This window comes from Streptomyces coeruleorubidus (assembly GCF_008705135.1).
GTDB lineage: Bacteria > Actinomycetota > Actinomycetes > Streptomycetales > Streptomycetaceae > Streptomyces > Streptomyces coeruleofuscus.
Map to the genome: position 1 here is coordinate 2,644,564 of NZ_CP023694.1, position 17,107 is coordinate 2,661,670.

Here is a 17,107-nt window from a genome sequence, read left to right on the forward strand (position 1 = left end):
CCCTGAGGCATCTACAGCAAGTTTTTCAGGTGCTCCGCGAGCAGGTCCCAGCGCCATTTCTCCTCGACCCATTCCCTGCCGCGCTCGCCCATCCTGCGGCGCAGCTCCGCGTCGCCGAGGAGGGTGATGATGCGGTCGGCTGCCTCCGCCGGCGAGCCGCCGCGGACCACCCAGCCCGTCTCTCCGTCGAGGACCGCGTCCGGGGCGCCGCCCGAGTCGCCGGCGACGACCGGGAGGCCCGTCGCGGAGGCCTCCAGGTAGACGATGCCGAGGCCCTCGACGTCGAGGCCGCCGCGGCGGGTGCGGCAGGGCATGGCGAAGACGTCGCCGGCGCCGTAGTGGGCGGGCAGCTCCGCCCAGGGCACGGGGCCCGTGAAGCGGACGGAGCCGGCGACACCCGTGTCGTGGGCCAGCTTGCGGAGGTCCTTCTCGTAGGGGCCGCCTCCGACGATCAGCAGCACGGCGTCCGGCTCGGCCGCCAGGATCCGGGGCATGGCCTGGATCAGGGTGTCCTGGCCCTTGCGCCGCACCAGCCGGGAGACGCACACCACGACCGGGCGGTCCGTCAGGCCGAGCCTCGACCGGATGTCGTCGCCGCCCGAACCGGGGTGGAAGGTCTTCTCGTCGACGCCCGGCGGCAGCTGCGCCATCCGCGCGGCCGCCTGCGGGCTGAGCGCGCCGGCGATCCGGGAGCGCGTGTACTCGCCGAGATAGGTGATCGTGTCCGTGGAGTCGCCGATCCGGCGCAGCAACTGCCGGGCGGCGGGCAGTTGCGCCCAGCCGGCCTCGTGCCCGTGCGTGGTGGCCACCAGCCGTTCGGCGCCCGCGCTCCGCAGCGCCGGCGCCATCAGGCCGAGGGGCGCCGCCGCCCCGAACCACACCGAGGTGCATCCGTGCTCCCGCAGCAGCCCGACGGCCCGCCGGGTGACGCCCGGCGTCGGCAGCAGCATGGTCGTACGGTCCCGTACGACGGTGAAGGGCTGCTCGGCGTCGAAGGCGGCGGTCGCCTCCACGCCCTCCCGGCTCCGCTTCCAGGTCGACGCGTAGACGACCAGCCGCTGCGGGTCCAGCCGCAGCGCCATGTTGTGCAGAAACGCCTGGATGCCGCCCGGCCGGGGAGGGAAGTCGTTGGTCACGATCAGGGTCTTGCGCACGCCGCCGACCCTACCGAACCGCCCCTCACGGCCGTACGCGCCGGCAGGTGTGGCACGCTCACAGCTGTCGGGGACATCATGGCCTCCTCGACACGGCACGCGGACGGGGCAGGGATCAGGTGAGGACGACGGGCGCGAGGCGGTCCCTGGCATGGCTGCTGGTGGCCTGGTGTCTCACGAGGCTGGTGCTGCTGCTGTTCGTGCTGAAGGTGTACGTCGTCCCGGGCCCGGACGTGACGAGCGACGTGTCCGTGATCTACCAGGGCTGGTACGACGTCCTGCGCACCGGAACGTTCCCTCAGAACGACGTCACCTGGCAGTACCCGCCCGCCGCCGCCCTGGCGATCCTCTCCCCCGGCCTGCTGCCCTTCCTGCCCTACGCGACCGCGTTCTTCGTGCTGGTCTGCGTCACCGACCTGGCCGTCCTGGCCCTGCTGGCGTACGCGGGCCGGCGCCCCGGCAGGTCGCTGCGCGGCGCCTGGGTGTGGGTGGCGGGCGTGCCGCTGCTCGGGCCGACGGTGTACGCGCGCTACGACGTGATGGTCACGGCGGTGGCCGTGGCGGCGCTGCTCGCGGGCGCCCGGCACCCCAAGGTGATGGGGGCGCTGGCCGCGTTCGGCGCGCTGCTGAAGGTCTGGCCGGCGATGCTCCTCCTGGCTGCCCGCCGGCCCGCCTCCTGGGTGTCGGCCCTGGTGACCGGCATCGCGGTGACGGGTGTGTTCGCCCTGGTCATGCCGGGGGCGTTCGCCTTCCTGACCTTCCAGCGGGACCGGGGCACCGAGGTGGAGTCGCTCGGCGCGCTGGTCTTCCACGTCGCCCGGCACTTCGGCTGGGAGGGCGAGGTGCGGCTGAACTACGGTTCGATCGAGTTCCTCGGGCCGTACGTGAGCGAGGTGAGCACGGGCGCGCTGTTCCTGACGGGGGCGGCGTTCGGCTGGCTGGTGCTGTGGCGGCTGCTGGCCCGGAACTTCGAGGAGCACACGGTCGCCGACGCGGCCTTCGTGGCGGTGCTGATGTTCACCACCACCAGCCGGGTGATCAGCCCGCAGTACATGGTGTGGCTGGTCGGGCTGGCGGCGGTCTGCCTGTACTTCCCCGGGAGCCGGATGCGGCTTCCGGTCGGGCTCGTCCTGGTGGCGTGCTTCGTGACGGTGCTGGAGTTCCCGCTCTACTTCGGCAACGTGGTGGCCAGCGACGGCCTCGGGCTGACCTTGCTGTTCCTGCGCAACGGCCTCCTGGTGGCCGCCGCGCTCCTCGCGGCCCGCGCCCTGTGGCGGGCGACGGTGCCGCGCACGGCCCCCGCTGCCGTGCCCGCTCAGCCCACCACCCGCACCGACGAGACCCCGGTCTCCACCTGAGCCGGAGCCCGCCGGAACAGCATGCCCGCCAGCCCGCACTGCACCGCCGTCGCCACCGCCAGCGCGAGGCACACACCGGGCAGCCCGAGCCCCGTCAGGCCATACGCGAGCGGCAGCTGGACCGCCGTCCCGAGCACGGTCACGCGCAGCAGCCTCCGGGCGTCCCCGCCGCCCTCGAAGACACCGCCGAGCGCGATGAGGCAGGCCATCAGCAGCAGGTAGGGCCCGACGCAGCGCAGGAAGAGGACGCCCTCACGCGCGACCCCGGGCCCGGCGCCGAAGGCGGCCATGAGCCACGGGGCGGTGACGGCCAGCAGGACGGCCGCGGCGAGGCCGATGGCTCCGGAGACCAGCACGGCCTGCCGCCCGATCTCCCGCCGCGCCTCCCTCCCCTCGCCCCGCGTGTGCGCGGTGTGGATGGACGCGGCCTGGCGGACGGCGTAGAAGGCCATGGTCGCCACGTACATGACCTTGTAGGCGATCGAGTACGCGGCCACCGCCGTCACCCCGAGCCGCGCCACGATGGCGACCAGGACCAGAGCGCCCGTCTGGCGCACGGTGAAGTCGGCCGACATGGGCAGACCGGTGGTCAGCGTCCGGCGCAGGGAGACGGCCGGGGACTCGGTCGGCGCCGCGCCGCGGGCGCTCCGCAGCGGTGCGTTGCGCCGGACGGCGACGAGTCCGGCCCCGAGCGCCACGGACCGGCACAGCACCGTGGAGGCGGCGGCGCCCTGGACGCCGTAGAGGTGGATGAAAAGGGGGTCGAGGGCCAGGATCAGGCCGTTGGACAGCAGGGCGAGTCGCAGCGGGGTCCTGGTGTCGCCGGTGCCCTTGAGGATGCCGTCGACGAGTTGCTGGGCGAAGAAGACGGCCATGCCGGGCATGGAGAGCGTGAAGTACGCGACGGCGAGCGGGAGGGCGGCGCCGTCGGAGCCGCCCAGCACCAGCCGGGCCAGTGGTTCGCGGCACAGCAGACCGCCCACCACCACCAGGGGTGTCACCAGCGCCCACAGCGCCCAGCCGCCGCGCACGGCCGCCCGTACGGCGGCGGGGTCGCGGGCGCCCCGGGCGTGGGCGACCAGCACGGTCGTGCCGGAGCCGAAGACCAGGGCGACGCCGAGCAGCACGTTCTCCGTGGTGGTCGCCACGGCCACGGCGGCCACGGCCGGTCCGCCCAGCCGGGCGACCCAGACGGTGTTGATGATCCCGGCGGCGACGGACGCCAGGAGCGAGAAGTAGACGGGGTGGGCGAGCTGGAGGAGTTGCTTGCGGTGGGCGTTCACGGCGACCTTCCCCCTGGTTCCTGGTGAACCTCGAAAAGTGTTAACTCGATTCGAGGTAGCTCGTTAAGAGGTAGCATGAGGGCTCACGCACCCGCAAGGAGGACCATGCTGGAGCTGTCGATCCTGGGCTTCCTGGCCGAGGAGCCGCTGCACGGCTATGAGCTCAAGGAGCGGATCAAGGCGCTGACCGGCCATGTCCGGCCGGTCAGCGACGGCGCGCTCTACCCGGCGATCACCCGCCTGGTCGGGGCGGGCCTGCTCGACCAGCGCACCGAGCCGGGCGCGAGCGCGGCCCCGCGCCGGATCCTCGCCCTCACCGGCAAGGGCCGCGAGGAACTGCTGGAGCGGCTGCGCCACCCGAAGCAGACCGAGATCACCGACCACGTCCGCTTCAACACGGTCCTGGCGTTCCTGCGCCACCTGCCCGACCGGCGCGAGCAGGCCGCGGTGCTGCGCCGCCGGCTGGACTTCCTCGAGACCCCGTCGAGCTTCTTCTACCAGTCCGGCAAGCCGGTCCGCGCCGAGGAGGCCGACGACCTCTTCCGCCAGGGCATGCTGCGGGTCGCCCGAGCGACGGGCGAGGCGGAACGCACCTGGCTGCGAGAGGCCATCGCCCTGCTGGAACAGCCGGGGTGAGGCCGGGGGCGTGGCTGTCCGTCCCGGTCACGGCCCGGTCAGCCCAGCTGAACCCGCAGATACTCCCGCCACTCCCGCGAGAAGGCCTCCGGCGTCGTCCCCAGTACGTCGCGCATCGCCTCCTCCACCGCCCCGGCGCGCTTCCGGTGCTCGCCGACGGCCCGGTAGAACTCGCCCAGCCGGGCCTCGCCCCAGCGGTCGGCGATCAGCCGGCAGGCCGTCCAGCCGCTCTCGTAGGCCCGGGCCAGACGGCTCGCGTCGCCGGTGAAGCCGAAGTCCTCGTCGGCCGGGAGGGCGGACGGGATCCGGCCCTGGGTCACCGCGCGGGACAGTTCGGGCGCGGCCTCGCGCGGCGTGCGGCCGGTGTCCCGGTAGCCGACCCAGTCGGCGTAGCCCTCGGACAGCCACAGCGGGGTGGCAGGGGTGGTGTGGGCGCGGGTGGCGACATGGGTCGTCTCGTGGGTGACGACGACCTGCTCGCCGAACGTGCCGAGGAGTGCGAACGCGTCCGGGTTGACGATGACGCGGTCCGCCGGCGCCTGTGCCGGTGCGCCCGTCTCGCCGGTGGTGACCGCCGCGATCCCGCGGTAGGAGGAGGCGGGCGAGCCGAGCAGCCCCGCCATCCCCTCCAGTGACTTCGGTACGAGCAGGACGACGCGCCGGCCCCAGTCCGTGCCCCAGGCCTCCGAAACCGCGGGCACCGCACGGTCGGCCAGGTCCGCGAAGCCGCGCAGCGACCGGCCGGACTGCCCGACACCGAGGACGAGGCTGCGCTCGCCCCGGACGACCTGTACCGCCCCCTGGTCCCACAGCTGCTGGGCGGACTTCCTCGCGGGCCGGTCGGCGTCGACGGACCACCGCCCGTCCGCGTCGCGGGTGAGCCGCAGGGTGCGGCCGGCGGTCACCGGCGCCCGGTCGTACCCCGCGACGCGGTAGCGCAGTTCGGCGTCGGCGGTGGCCGTGTCGCCGGTGCGGTGCAGGCCGGTCACCCGGTACGCCCAGTCGGCGAGGGGCAGCGCGCGCAGACGGGCGTAATCCGCCGCCGTGCCCGTGCGCGCGTAGGCCCGCTCGTCGTGGTCGAGGACCGCGGCGGCCCGCCGGTCGAGGAGCCGCTGGACGTCCGCCGTGGCGCTGTCGACGGCGGGCCGGCCCCCGCATCCGGTCAGGAAGACGAGCAGCAGAACGAGCGCCACCACCGGGGACCCCGACCTTCGACCAGCCACGTCCCGATCGTACGGGCGCCCGGCCGCGCCGGTCAGACCCTGGTGACCGACGAGACCGGCATCATCCCGACCGGGTCGTAGCGCACGGGTGCGCCGGGGTAGGGCGCGTGGATGACCTGGCCGTTGCCCATGTACATCCCGACATGGCTGGCGTCACCCCGGTAGACGACCAGGTCACCGGGGCGCGCCTCGGACAGCGGCACCTGCCGGCCGGCGAATCGCTGGCCCTGCGAGGTGCGCGGCAGGGAAACCCCGGCCTGCGCGTACGACCACTGCATCAGACCCGAACAGTCGAAGCCGGAGGGGCCGTTGGCGCCCCAGATGTAGGGCTTGCCGAGCGCGCTGCGGGCGGCGGCGACGGCGGCCGCCCCGCGTCCCGAGGCGGCGGTGGCGCCGCCGAGGTCGGGGATGCCGTCCCGGCCGGAGCGGGAGGCGCGGTCGTAGGCGTCGCGCTCGCTGTCCGGAAGGGAGTTGAGCAGCCGGCGGGCCGTGGCGAGCTTCCGCTCGACGGTTCTCTTGTGGGCGGTGACGGCCTTGCGGCTCTTCTCCAGTTCGCGGAGCTTGCCGGCGGCCTCCTCGCGGTCCTGGGCGAGTTCGCGCATGGCCTGCTGGAGCTCCTTCAGCTCGCCGGCCTGGTGGGCCGTGACGCGGTCCAGCCGGGACGCCTTGTCGAGGTAGTCGTCCGGGTCGTCGGAGAACAGCAGGGCGAGGGACGGGTCGAGGCCGCCCGACCGGTACTGGGCGCCGGCGAGCGAACCGAGCGACTCCCGCATGGAGTTGATGCGCTGCTGCTGCCGGGCGATCCGGTCCCGGGCGGTGCGGACTTCGGCGCGCAGTTCGTCGGCGCGCTCGTCGGCCTCGTTGTAGGCCTCGGTCGCCTTCTCGGCCTGCTCGTAGAGGCGGTCCACCTCGGCCCGGGTGTCGTCGTACGGTGCGGCCGCGGCGGGTACCGCGCCCAGGGCGGCGGCCGCGACGGAAAGGAAGCTGACCGCGGCACTGGCGCCCCGGTCGAACCCGGACGGTGCAAGGCGGCGATGGGACCCCACGGGAAGCCGCTCTCCTTCCGCTGACGGACTAGGAAACGCGGCAGACAGTAGCCCCGCGACGCGGGGCCGCCAACGACCATCCGTGGGTATGCGGCACGACGCCCCGCCACTGACGCAGGTCACTGGCGGGGCGTGGGCTCAGTCGAGGTCGGCGTGATTCGCCCGAACGGCGGACACGGTGTCCTGATCTTGGAGACGCCGGAGGCCGGTCGGGTCCGTCGTGCGGAGGGTCAGACGCGGACGCCGAACATGAACGGGCCGCCGATGGTGTCCATCGACTCGTAGCGGACGACCGTGCCGGTGCGCGGGGCGTGGATGATCTGCCCGTTGCCGGCGTAGAGGCCGACGTGGTGCAGGTCGTTGAAGAAGAAGACCAGGTCGCCGACCTTGAGCTGGCTGACCGAGTAGATCTTGGTGCCGGCTCCGGTCTGCGCCTCGGAGGTACGCGGGATCTGCACGCCGGCCGCGGCGTACGCCCGGGAGGTGAGGCCGGAGCAGTCGTAGGAGCTCATGCCGGTGGCTCCGTAGACGTACGGCTTGCCGAGCTGGCTCTGGGCGAAGGCGAAGGCCGCGGCGGCCCGGCCCGAACCGGGCGGGACGTCGGCAGTGAGGGCGTCGCGTGCGCTGTCGCGGCTGGCGCGGTCCTCCTCGGCCTTCATCTGTGCCTTCTGGGCGGCGGTGAGGGTGTTGAGCAGCTTCTGCGCGGCGGCGAGCTTGCCCTGGACTTCCTTCTTCTTCTTGCCGAGTTCGGTGCGGGTGGAGGCGAGGTCCTTGAGCTTCTCGGAGGCCTCGGCGCGTTCCTGGGCGAGTTCGCGCTGCTTGTCCTGGACCTTCTTCAGCGCCTCGACCTGCTGGCTGCTCAACTGGTCGAGCGTGGACGCCTTGTCGAGGTAGTCGTCCGGGTCCGCGGAGAGGAAGAGCTGCACGGAGGGGTCGATGGAGCCGGTCCGGTACTGCGACGCGGCCGCGAGACCCAGGCTGTCGCGCAGCTCGTTGAGCTCCTCCTGGCCGCGGGCGACGTTGTCCTGGATGGTGGAGATCTCCTTCTGGAGCTTCTCCTGCTTCTCCTTGGCCCCGTTGTACTTCTCGGTGGCGTGCTCAGCCTCTTCGTAGAGCTTGTCGACCTTGGCCTTGACCTCGTCCTTGCTCGGCTTCTCACTGGGGGCCGCGTTGGCGGCCTGCGAGCTGAAGGCGACGGCAGCGGCGGCGGCGGTGGTCAACACGGTCACACGTGCGCGGCTCGGCTGCTTGGGACGACGGTGGGACGCCACGGGTGACAAGCTCCTTCTCGGCCCCTCCGCCGACGCTCCCAGTGAGCGATCACCCGAGCGGAGGTTCGGGGCCTGACCCTAGTGACCTTCCTGTGATCAGTTCAAATCCTCAGATGAAAAATCGCGTCACGGTAGGCCAACTTTTCCCCTGGACCCACAGGCAGTGAGGCACAGTTGACTCACCGTGGCACACATGTCTCATCAATTCGGGCATCAGGCCCGGACGTTACGCATCGCCCGTACGGTTGCTAGCCTCGCGAAAGGCGCTTCAGCAGCATCGCCGAGGCCACGGGACGCGCGCCCGCGCGGGCCACGCCGTCGGCGACCTCGCGGTCGGTGGAGGCCACGATGACGGGCCGGCCGGGCGGTTCGGCGCGCACCAGCTGGCGGATCAGCTCGTCGGCGGTGACGCCCGGCTTCGAGAACAGCACCCGCACCCCGCGCGGTGGCGCGAGCAGGACCGGCGCGGCCAGTTCGGCCCCGTCGAAGACGCACGTCACCTCGGCGCCGGTCTGTGCCGCCAGTTGGGAGAGCTGCCCCAGCAGCCTCAGACGCTGCTTCTCCAGCGGCATCTGCGGATAGCCGGTCTTGGTGACGTTGTAGCCGTCGACGACCAGATGGGCCTGTGGCAGCGCCAGCAGCTGGTCCAGGACCTGCGGGTCGTTCTCCGACAGGGCGCGGGCTGCGATGTCCTTGGGGCTCATCCGGCCCGGCTCGACGGCGTCCACGGTCTCGGCGGGCCGCACCGACACCGGCGGCAGGGCCAGCTCGCGCCGGAGCCCCTGGGTGGCGTCCAGCAGGGTGTCCAGCAGCAGCCGTACCCGCATGTCCTCGACGCTGCGGCCCTCGCGCGCCGCCCGGCGCGCCGCCTCCAGGGCGGCCTCGGTCTCGGCCAGCCGCGCCTTGAGCCGCCGCGTCTCGCTCTCGGCGGCGGACACCTGGGCCTGCCCCTCGGTACGGACGGCCTCGATCTCGCCGTGCGCCTTGCGCAGGGCGGCCTCGCCGCGCTTGACGTCGCTGAGGGCGGCGCGGAGCTTGCGGTGCAGCGACTCGGTTTCCTTCTTGGCCGATTCCAGCTCCGTGCGCAGCCGCTCCGTCTCGGCCCTGGTGTGGTCACGGGCCCGGGCCAGTTCGGCGCGCAGCCGCTCCAGCTCGGCCCGGTTCTCCTCGTCGGCCCGCTCGGCGTCGGCCCGCTGGGCCTCCTCGCCGGCGGCGGTCACGAGCTTCACCCAGTCGAGGGGCCGCAGTACGTAGGCCGCGGCCGCCACGTCGAGCGGATCCGCGGCCGGGGGCGGGGAGCCTGAGTCGAGGGCGCCGGTCAGTTCCGGCTGGGCCTCTCTGAGCTTCTCCCCGATGCGCTGCCGGAACAGCGGGTCGGTCTCCAGCGCCGCGGCCATGGCGTTGCCGGCGAACTTGGCCCGGCGGTTCGGGGCGAACCGGGCGTACTGCCTGAGCTGCGCGGGCAGCTCACCGACGGTCAGCGAACCGAAGCCGTCGGAGACGATCTGGACGACCCTGCGGCGCACGCCGTCGGGCAGCGGACGGTCGAGCACCTCGGCGGCGCCGTCGCCCGGCCCCCCGCCCGTGGTCTCCACCATCCGTCACACCCCAATGCCTGTGCGGGGACCGCTCCCGTCAGGAGCCGGCACCCGGCCTGTCCACGAGTTCCACCTGGTCCACCGCGTTGCACCAGCGGCAGCGCACCGACTCGATGGTCTCACTGAGCACCTCGCGCTCCTCGACCTTCGGCTCTCCGGCCAGGTCGAGGTGGACGTACTCGACGACCTTCGACGAGCGGGTCACGTCGAACCTCGTGAGGTTGCCGCAGAGGGCGCAGCGCCACCGCGTCGAGGCGGTCGGCAGGGGAACCGTCATCGTGGCCTGTTCTCTTTCCTTCTAGTGTCCGTGACGCCACCGGCATCCCCGGTGCGTGTGGCTCGTAACCCTACGGCCTGGCGGGTCCTCGCCGCCCACGCGTCCACGGCGGCGAGGCGATCTGTGCGGTTGCGTCCGGTTACGTCATGCTCTGTGTTCATGATCAGCAAGTGGAGTGCGTCGATCGTCCGGGCCGGCAGATCGGTCCGGGGGTCGTCGGCACCGGTGACGTACTCACTGATCGCCCTGTGCTGCGCGGTCTTCCTGGCCGGACCCGCCTCGGGCCTGAGTCCGGCGTACGGCACGGGCGACGACCTGCTCGCCGCGCAGCGGGCCTATTTCCGGCTCTGGGGCGTGATCCCCGCAGAACTGTTCGAAGGGTCCGCCGGATCGGCTCTCACCCCCGCGACGGCCCTGTTCGTGCACGGCAGCTGGGTGCACCTGCTCGGCAACATGCTCTTCCTCTACGTCTTCGGGGCGATGACCGAGGAACGGATGGGCCGGGTGCAGTTCATCCTGTTCTACGTCGGCTGCGGCTCTCTGGCCCTGCTGGGCTACGCCGCCGTCAACGCGGACTCCGAGCAGTCCCTGGTCGGTGCCTCGGGGGCGATCTCGGCGGTCCTCGGTGCGTTTCTGTACCTGTTCCCGCGGGCCAGGGTGACCAGTCTCCTGCCGTTCCTCTTCTTCCTGCCGGTGCGCTTCCCGGCCTGGATCGTGCTGCCGTTCTGGGCGGCGCTCCAGTGGCTGGCGGCCGGACGGGCCTCGGACGGCCCGGGGGTGGCCTACCTCGCCCACCTGGTGGGCTTCGGCCTCGGCTTCGGCTACGCCTCGGTCCGCTACGGCCGCCCGACCAGCCCCACTAGAGTGAAGGCCCCTGCTCCGGCCCCCGAGGGAGAGAACCAGCCGTGATCACCGCGATCGTCCTCATCAAGACCAGCGTGGACCGGATCCCCGAGATCGCGGAGTCGATCGCCGCGTTGGACAGCGTCAGCGAGGTCTTCTCCGTCACCGGCACCTACGACCTCATCGCGATGGTCCGGGTGAAGGAGCACGAGGACCTGGCGGAGGTCATCCCCGGCCGGATCAGCAAGATCCCCGGGGTGGAGGGGACCGACACGCACGTGGCGTTCCGTACGTACTCGCAGCACGACCTGGAGGCGGCGTTCTCGATCGGGCTCGACAACTGAGGACCCCTCTGAACGCGGACTCCGGATGAAGAGTTCTTCATCCGGGGTTCATCATCGGCTCCGGGTTCCGGCCACAGGATCGGGCGCATGGCTTTCTCCCGTCGTATGGCGGCCCTGTCCGCCGTCGTGCTGATCCCGCTGGGCATCGCCGCGACCAGCTACGCCCTCGCGGACAGCCCCGAGGCGCCCAAGGTCCCGTCCCAGCAGGTGGAGCTGGACAACAGCTCGCCCACGCCCACCTCCACCCTCACACCCCCCGCGAAGTCCACGCCGCCGGAGCCCACGCCGGGCGACGAGGGCGTCTCGCGGCCTCCGGTGACCGACAGCTCAGCGAGTGACGATGACGACGACGACCGCGGCCGGGGCGCATCGGACGACGGACCGAACGACGACGACGCCGGCTCCGACAACTGACTCCGGCCGCCGGCGCGTCTCCGCCCGGGTCCGCATCCTGCTCTGGCTGCTTTTCGTGATGGCGGTCGCGCTCGCCTCCGTCGCCATGACCACCCGCTCGTTCCTGCTGCGGGACGTCGACAACCGGATCAACGGCCTGCTCACCCAGGAGACCGGCGAGTTCGCCAACTTCGAGGAGCGGGGCGGGGATCCGCGGACGGGCCGGCCGTTCACCGACGCGGACCGGCTGCTGACGGTGTTCCTGGAACGGCAGAACCCCGACGCGGACGAGGAGCTGATCGGCCTCGTGACCAGGACCGACGGCAGCCTCCGGCCGCTCCGCCAGCCGCACGACGTGCCCGTCGCCCTGCCCCTGGACCGGGACGCCGACGCGCTGCGCCGCATCTTCGGCTCGCCCGCGTCCTCCGGTGTTCTGCACCGGCCGGAGGGCGAGATCCGCTGGGCCAAGGTCACCGTGGCCCAGCGGGGCCGGGAGCCGGACGCCGCGTTCGTCGTCGCCTTCCATCCGGAGCGCGAGCAGGCCCGCGTGAACAGCATGTTCCGCACGCTGCTCGGCATCTCCGGGGTCGCCCTGCTGCTGACCGTCGGGATCGCCTGGGCGGTCGCCGGGCGGATCCTCAGACCCGTGCGGGTGGTGCGCACCGCGGCGGCGCAGCTCACCGAGCAGGACCTCACGCGGCGGATCCCGGTGCACGGAAACGACGACATAGCGGCGCTCGCCGACACGTTCAACGGCATGCTCGACCGGCTGGAGCGGGCCTTCGCGGCCCAGCGCGAGTTCGTCGACGACGCGGGCCACGAGCTGCGCACGCCCATCACCATCGTGCGCGGCCATCTGGAACTGATGGGCGACGATCCGGCCGAACGCGAGGAGACCGTCCGGCTGGTGACCGACGAGCTGGACCGGATGAGCCGCATCGTCGAGGACCTGCTGCTCCTCGCCAAGGCCGAACGCCCCGACTTCGTCTCCCCCGAGCCGGTCCAGGTCGCCGAACTCACCGCCGACGTCTACGTCAAGGCCCGCACGCTCGGCGAACGTGACTGGCAGCTCGACGGGGTCGCCGACCTGGAGGCCGAGCTGGATCCGCAGCGGATCACCCAGGCCATGGTGCAGCTCGCGCAGAACGCCGTGCAGCACACCACGCCCGGCCAGACCATCCGCATCGGCTCCCGCACCGACGGCCCGCACCTGGAGCTGTACGTCGCCGACTCCGGGCCCGGTGTGCAGCCCCAGGACACCGAGGTGATCTTCGAGCGCTTCCGGCGCGGCACGGCCCGCCGCGGCGCCCGGGGCTCCGGCGCCGGGCTCGGACTGTCCATCGTCAAGGCGATCGCCGAGGGGCACCGGGGCCGGGTACGGCTCCACGGCACCCCCGGGGGCGGCGCCACCTTCGCCCTCGTCCTGCACGCGCCCCGGGCACCGGAAGGGGACCCCACGTGAACCGCATCCTCATCGTCGAGGACGAGGAGCGCATCGCCTCCTTCGTGGAGAAGGGCCTGCGCTCCAACGGCTTCACCACGACCGTCGTCACCGACGGCGACGCGGGCTGCGAGTACGCCCTGACCGGCGGCTTCGACCTCGTCGTCCTGGACATCGGACTGCCCGGCCGGGACGGTTTCACCATCCTGCGCGAGCTGCGCGAGGCGCGGGTGACGGTGCCGGTGATCGTGCTGACCGCGCGGGACTCCGTACGGGACACGGTGGCCGGTCTCGAGGGTGGCGCCGACGACTGGATGACCAAGCCGTTCCGCTTCGAGGAGCTGCTGGCCCGGGTGCGGCTGAGGCTGCGGACGGCCGCGCGGGCGCCGGAGGTGACGGTGCTCAGGTCGGGCTCCCTGAGCCTCGATCTCCGTACGCGGCGTGCCCGGTCCGGGGAGCGGACGGTCGATCTGACGGCCCGTGAGTTCGTGCTGCTGGAGCTGTTCCTGCGGCATCCGGGCCAGGTGCTGTCGCGTGAGCAGATCCTGTCCCATGTGTGGGGTTACGACTTCGACCCGGGGTCCAACATCGTGGACGTGTACGTGCGGACACTGCGGAAGAAGCTGGGGGCGGAGCGGGTGGAGACGGTACGGGGGATGGGGTACCGGCTGCCCGCCGGGTGAAGTTCCCTTCATCTTCGGCTCATCGACGGCTCACACCCGGGATGAACCCTCGATGACGTGACAAGGAACCCCCGAGCTCTCACCGCCCTCTGCGTGGCGCTGTCGCTGTGCGCGCTGCTCGCGGTCCCCCGGAACTTCCCGGGACTCGGTGCAGACGCCCGTTTCACGCTCGCCGTGTTCGCGCTCGCGACCTGCGCCTGGATCGGGACGTCGATCGACGACACCTACATCGCGCTGGGCGCCGGACTCGCGCTCACGGTGACCGGCGTGATCAGCAGCGACACCCTGTTCGGCACGCTCGGTGATGCCACGGTGTGGCTGCTGATCTGCGCGTTCGTGCTGGCGGCCGCGGTGAGCCGGACCGGGCTCGCGGGGCGGGCGGCGGTGTTCCTGGTCAGCGGGGCGCGCACGGTACGGCAGCTCGTGCACCTGACGACGGCGGCCCTGGTCGTCACGGCGTTCGCGGTGCCCGCCACGTCCGGCCGGGCCGCGCTCGCGCTGCCGGTGTTCCTCGCTCTCGCCAAGGTCCTCGCCGACCGGAAGCGACTGGTCGTGATGCTGGCGCTGCTGTTCCCGACCGTGATCCTGCTGTCGGCGGTGGCGACCCTGATCGGCGCCGGCGCACATCTGATCACCGTGTCGGTGCTGTGGGAAGCGACCGGACAGCACATCGGCTTCACGCAGTGGCTGCTGCTGGGCCTGCCGCTGGCCGTGGCCTCCTCGCACCTGGCCGCCGAGCTGGTCCTGCTGACGACGACCCGGCGGGCGGACCGCCGCGGCCCGGTCCACATCACCGCCGAGCAGATCCAGCAGCACAGCGAGCAGCCGGTGACCGGCCCCTGGAGCCAGGCCGAGAAGCGCTGCGCCCTGCTCATGGCCACGGTGGTGCTGCTGTGGTGCAGCGAGCCCCTGCACCGCGTGCCGCCCGCGCTGGTCGCGCTCATCGGCGCCGTCATCGCCTCCTCGCCCGCCCTCGGCACCGTGCGCCTGAAGGACGCGCTGAAGACCGTCCCCTGGTCACTGCTGCTGTTCATGGCGGCGACGATGGCGATGGGCGTCGCGCTCACCGACTCGGGAGCGGCGAAGTGGCTGGTCTCCGGGCTGCCGGCGGGTGGCGCCCCGGTGGTGTTCCTGGCGGTCGTGATCGCGGTCAGCACGGCCGCTCACCTGGTCCTCCAGTCCCGCTCGGCCCGCTCCTCCGTCCTGGTCCCGCTCGTCGTGGCCGCCTCCGTCGGCGTCGGCGTCAACCCGGTCGCCGCCGCACTCGCCTCCACCGCCGCCGCCGGCTTCTGCCACACACTGCCCGCCTCCGCCAAGCCGGTCACACTCTTCGCCCAGATCCCCGGCACCCCCACCTACACCCCGCGCGACCTGCTGCGGCTGTCCGCCTTCCTGGCCCCGCTGACCGCCGCGCTCGTGCTGCTCTTCGCCGTCGCGGTGTGGCCGCTGCTCGGCATCTCCGTCACCCGTTAAAGGAGACCCACCCATGCTCACCCGTGTCGTCGTAGCCCCCAGCGGGTTCAAGGAGTCCCTGTCCGCGGAGGCCGCCGCCGACGCCATCGCCGCCGGTGTACGCCGTGTCCTGCCCGGCGCCGACCTCGACCTCGTCCCGCTGGTGGACGGCGGCGAGGGCACGGCCGTCGCCCTGGCCGCCGCGACCGGGGGCCGGCTCGTCACCGTGCCCGCCACCGGCCCGGTCGGGGAGACCATCGGCGCCCACTTCCGGTACGGTCCCGGCACCGGGGCCTCCGGCGGCCTGGGCGCCGGCCTCGCCGCCCTCGGCGCCCGTCTCCTCCCCCGCTTCGACGTGCTGCTGGACCACCTCGACCTGGATGCCCGGCTGGCCAGCGCGGACCTGGTGATCACCGCCGAGGGCGCCCTGGACCACCAGACACCGCGCGGCAAGGTCCCCGCCGAGGTGGCCCGCCGGGCCAAGCTCTACGGCCGCCCGGTCCTGGCCCTGGCGGGCACGCTCGGCGAGGGCGCGCACGAGGTGCCGGGCGTGGACGCCTGCCACGGCATCCTGCCCGCCCCGATGGAGCTGGCCGAGGCACTGCTCCGTGCGAGCGAACTGCTCACCGACGCCACGGAACGTGCCCTGCGGATGATCGTCCTCGGCACCCGGCTACCTCTGGTGTCCGAACCCGTTCAGGCGGAGGTGTCCGGCACGCAACGCCCGTCCTCCGTGCGGTAGTTCCACCGCGCCCCGTCCGTCACGAGCTCCCGCACGGCCCGCACGAACCGCTCCACGTGCTCGTCCGGCGTTCCCGCGCCGAAGCTGACCCGGATGGCGTTGAGGGACTTCTCGCCGGGCGCCGCCTCCGGCGCGCCGCACTCGCCCTGTGTCTGCGGGTCGCTGCCGAGCAGCGTGCGCACCAGCGGGTGGGCGCAGAAGAGCCCGTCCCGGACGCCGATGCCGTACTCGGCGGAGAGCGCGGCGGCGAAGTGCGAGCTGTTCCAGCCCTCGACGACGAAGGAGAGCACACCGACGCGCGGGGCGTCGTCCCCGAAGAGGGACAGGAACCGCACCTGGGGGACGTCGGCGAGCCCCTCCCGCACCTTGGCGACCAGGTACTGCTCGCGGGCGACGAGCGTGTCGAATCCGGCCTCCGTCAGCGCCTTGCAGGCGGAGGCGACGGCGTAGGCGCCGATGACGTTGGGCGAGCCGGCCTCGTGACGGGCGGCGCTGTCGTGCCACTCCACGTCCACTCCCCCGTCGGTGCGCCGGGTGACCTTGCGGCTGGCGCCGCCGCCCGCGAGGTACGGCTCGGCCTCGCGCAGCCAGTCGGCCCGCCCGGCCAGCACGCCGGAGCCGAAGGGCGCGTACAGCTTGTGCCCGGAGAAGGCGACCCAGTCGACATCGAGGTCCTCGACGGACACGGGGTGGTGCGGGGCCAGCTGGGCGGCGTCGAGCACGATCCGGGCGCCGTGGGCGTGCGCGGTCGCCGCGAGTTCCCGTACGGGCCACAGCTCACCGGTGACGTTCGAGGCGCCGGTGACGCAGACGAGGGCCGGGCCGTGGGGGTCCCTTCCGGCAAGGGCGCGCTCCAGGGTCTCGACGGCCTGGCGGGGGCCGCGCGGGGCGTCGAGGACGGTGACGCGGGCGTCGCGCCAGGGCAGCAGGGCGGCGTGGTGCTCGGTCTCGAAGACGAAGACCTGGCAGCCGGCCGGGAGCGCGGCGGCGAGCAGGTTGAGGGAGTCGGTGGTGGACCGGGTGAAGACCACCTGGTCGCCGTCCCGGCAGTCGAGGAACTCCGCGACCGTACGGCGGGCGTTCTCGAACAGGTCGGTCGACAGCTGGGACAGGTACCCGGCCCCGCGGTGGACGCTGCCGTAGTACGGCGCGTAGGCGGCGACGTCGTCCCAGACCCGCTGGAGCGCCGGGGCGCTGGCGGCGTAGTCGAGCGCGGCGTAGGTGACCTCGCCACCGGTGACGAGCGGAACGGTGACGTCCCGGCCCAGGACGGGCAGCGGGGCACAGACGGACGGGGCGGTGGCAAGGGTGGAGACGGACATGACGGAACTCCCGTGAAGTCAGGTGTGATCCGCCCGCGAGG

General features: G+C 72.7%; 17 protein-coding genes. 9 read left to right on the top strand and 8 right to left on the bottom strand.

All coding sequences use genetic code 11. From position 1 onward, the window contains the following. Window positions 1-11 precede the first annotated feature (11 nt). Entirely contained in the window at window positions 12-1,154 is a 1,143-nt protein-coding gene (locus tag CP976_RS12300) for a glycosyltransferase family 4 protein (protein WP_150480390.1), read from the bottom strand. A 119-nt stretch (window positions 1,155-1,273) separates the two neighbouring features. Here CP976_RS12300 and CP976_RS12305 point away from each other — a divergent pair, with 119 nt between their 5' ends. Further along, complete coding sequence (locus tag CP976_RS12305; protein ID WP_150480391.1) at window positions 1,274-2,512, top strand: glycosyltransferase family 87 protein; 1,239 nt, start codon at window positions 1,274-1,276, stop codon at window positions 2,510-2,512. On the opposite strand, the gene CP976_RS12310 is transcribed toward CP976_RS12305, so the two are convergent. Next, window positions 2,470-3,795 (bottom strand): MATE family efflux transporter, encoded by a 1,326-nt coding sequence (locus tag CP976_RS12310; protein ID WP_150480392.1) that lies wholly within the window; start codon window positions 3,793-3,795, stop codon window positions 2,470-2,472. The two genes, CP976_RS12305 and CP976_RS12310, sit on opposite strands and share 43 nt — an antisense overlap. 105 nt (window positions 3,796-3,900) lie before the next feature. Between CP976_RS12310 and CP976_RS12315 the strand changes: the two genes are divergently transcribed. Beyond that, window positions 3,901-4,431 carry a PadR family transcriptional regulator gene (locus CP976_RS12315; RefSeq protein ID WP_150480393.1) on the top strand — a complete coding sequence of 177 codons (531 nt, stop codon included), beginning with the start codon at window positions 3,901-3,903 and terminating at the stop codon, window positions 4,429-4,431. A 38-nt stretch (window positions 4,432-4,469) separates the two neighbouring features. Here the strand turns inward: CP976_RS12315 and CP976_RS12320 are convergent, their stop codons facing one another. From CP976_RS12320 to CP976_RS12340, 5 genes are all read right to left on the bottom strand, one after another. Next, complete coding sequence (locus CP976_RS12320) at window positions 4,470-5,654, bottom strand: hypothetical protein (protein ID WP_150480394.1); 1,185 nt, start codon at window positions 5,652-5,654, stop codon at window positions 4,470-4,472. A 32-nt stretch (window positions 5,655-5,686) separates the two neighbouring features. Further along, entirely contained in the window at window positions 5,687-6,700 is a 1,014-nt protein-coding gene (locus tag CP976_RS12325; RefSeq protein ID WP_150480395.1) for a C40 family peptidase, read from the bottom strand. Window positions 6,701-6,930: 230 nt separating this feature from the next. After that, window positions 6,931-7,971, bottom strand: coding sequence for a C40 family peptidase (locus CP976_RS12330; protein ID WP_150480396.1), 1,041 nt, complete (start codon window positions 7,969-7,971; stop codon window positions 6,931-6,933). A gap of 248 nt (window positions 7,972-8,219) precedes the next feature. Then, a complete protein-coding gene (locus tag CP976_RS12335; protein ID WP_150480397.1) occupies window positions 8,220-9,569 on the bottom strand; it encodes an NYN domain-containing protein in 1,350 nt (449 codons plus the stop codon). A 37-nt stretch (window positions 9,570-9,606) separates the two neighbouring features. Next, window positions 9,607-9,846: a hypothetical protein gene (locus CP976_RS12340; protein ID WP_020272953.1), complete on the bottom strand. Its 240-nt coding sequence runs from the start codon at window positions 9,844-9,846 to the stop codon at window positions 9,607-9,609. 159 nt (window positions 9,847-10,005) lie between these two features. Between CP976_RS12340 and CP976_RS12345 the strand changes: the two genes are divergently transcribed. From CP976_RS12345 to CP976_RS12375, 7 genes are all read left to right on the top strand, one after another. After that, the gene (locus CP976_RS12345; RefSeq protein WP_150480398.1) at window positions 10,006-10,755 is read left to right on the top strand and encodes a rhomboid family intramembrane serine protease; all 750 of its coding nucleotides are present in this window, start codon (window positions 10,006-10,008) and stop codon (window positions 10,753-10,755) included. Next, complete coding sequence (locus CP976_RS12350) at window positions 10,752-11,033, top strand: Lrp/AsnC family transcriptional regulator (RefSeq protein WP_030848030.1); 282 nt, start codon at window positions 10,752-10,754, stop codon at window positions 11,031-11,033. Before CP976_RS12345 ends, CP976_RS12350 begins: the two co-directional genes overlap by 4 nt. 87 nt (window positions 11,034-11,120) lie before the next feature. Next, window positions 11,121-11,447, top strand: a complete 327-nt coding sequence (locus CP976_RS12355; protein WP_150480399.1) for a small secreted hydrophilic protein — start codon at window positions 11,121-11,123, stop codon at window positions 11,445-11,447. Continuing rightward, window positions 11,374-12,888 (top strand): sensor histidine kinase, encoded by a 1,515-nt coding sequence (locus CP976_RS12360; protein WP_190147073.1) that lies wholly within the window; start codon window positions 11,374-11,376, stop codon window positions 12,886-12,888. Before CP976_RS12355 ends, CP976_RS12360 begins: the two co-directional genes overlap by 74 nt. Next, window positions 12,885-13,550, top strand: a complete 666-nt coding sequence (locus tag CP976_RS12365; RefSeq protein ID WP_150480400.1) for a response regulator transcription factor — start codon at window positions 12,885-12,887, stop codon at window positions 13,548-13,550. The genes CP976_RS12360 and CP976_RS12365 overlap by 4 nt, the downstream gene beginning before the upstream one ends. 57 nt (window positions 13,551-13,607) lie before the next feature. Beyond that, the gene (locus tag CP976_RS12370; RefSeq protein WP_150480401.1) at window positions 13,608-15,023 is read left to right on the top strand and encodes an SLC13 family permease; all 1,416 of its coding nucleotides are present in this window, start codon (window positions 13,608-13,610) and stop codon (window positions 15,021-15,023) included. A 13-nt stretch (window positions 15,024-15,036) separates the two neighbouring features. Next, window positions 15,037-15,744 (top strand): glycerate kinase, encoded by a 708-nt coding sequence (locus CP976_RS12375; protein WP_150480402.1) that lies wholly within the window; start codon window positions 15,037-15,039, stop codon window positions 15,742-15,744. On the opposite strand, the gene CP976_RS12380 is transcribed toward CP976_RS12375, so the two are convergent. Beyond that, window positions 15,699-17,066: an aminotransferase class V-fold PLP-dependent enzyme gene (locus tag CP976_RS12380; RefSeq protein WP_150480403.1), complete on the bottom strand. Its 1,368-nt coding sequence runs from the start codon at window positions 17,064-17,066 to the stop codon at window positions 15,699-15,701. The genes CP976_RS12375 and CP976_RS12380 overlap by 46 nt on opposite strands. Window positions 17,067-17,107: the final 41 nt, after the last annotated feature.

What these genes read in the sequence shown, in the direction of transcription:
- CP976_RS12315 (WP_150480393.1), top strand. Translation starts at nt 3,901, where the DNA reads ATGCTGGAGCTGTCGATCCTGGGCTTCCTGGCCGAGGAGCCGCTGCAC.
- CP976_RS12335 (WP_150480397.1), bottom strand. Translation starts at nt 9,569, where the DNA reads ATGGTGGAGACCACGGGCGGGGGGCCGGGCGACGGCGCCGCCGAGGTG.
- CP976_RS12340 (WP_020272953.1), bottom strand. Translation starts at nt 9,846, where the DNA reads ATGACGGTTCCCCTGCCGACCGCCTCGACGCGGTGGCGCTGCGCCCTC.
- CP976_RS12345 (WP_150480398.1), top strand. Translation starts at nt 10,006, where the DNA reads ATGATCAGCAAGTGGAGTGCGTCGATCGTCCGGGCCGGCAGATCGGTC.
- CP976_RS12355 (WP_150480399.1), top strand. Translation starts at nt 11,121, where the DNA reads ATGGCTTTCTCCCGTCGTATGGCGGCCCTGTCCGCCGTCGTGCTGATC.
- CP976_RS12360 (WP_190147073.1), top strand. Translation starts at nt 11,374, where the DNA reads ATGACGACGACGACCGCGGCCGGGGCGCATCGGACGACGGACCGAACG.
- CP976_RS12375 (WP_150480402.1), top strand. Translation starts at nt 15,037, where the DNA reads ATGCTCACCCGTGTCGTCGTAGCCCCCAGCGGGTTCAAGGAGTCCCTG.
- CP976_RS12380 (WP_150480403.1), bottom strand. Translation starts at nt 17,066, where the DNA reads ATGTCCGTCTCCACCCTTGCCACCGCCCCGTCCGTCTGTGCCCCGCTG.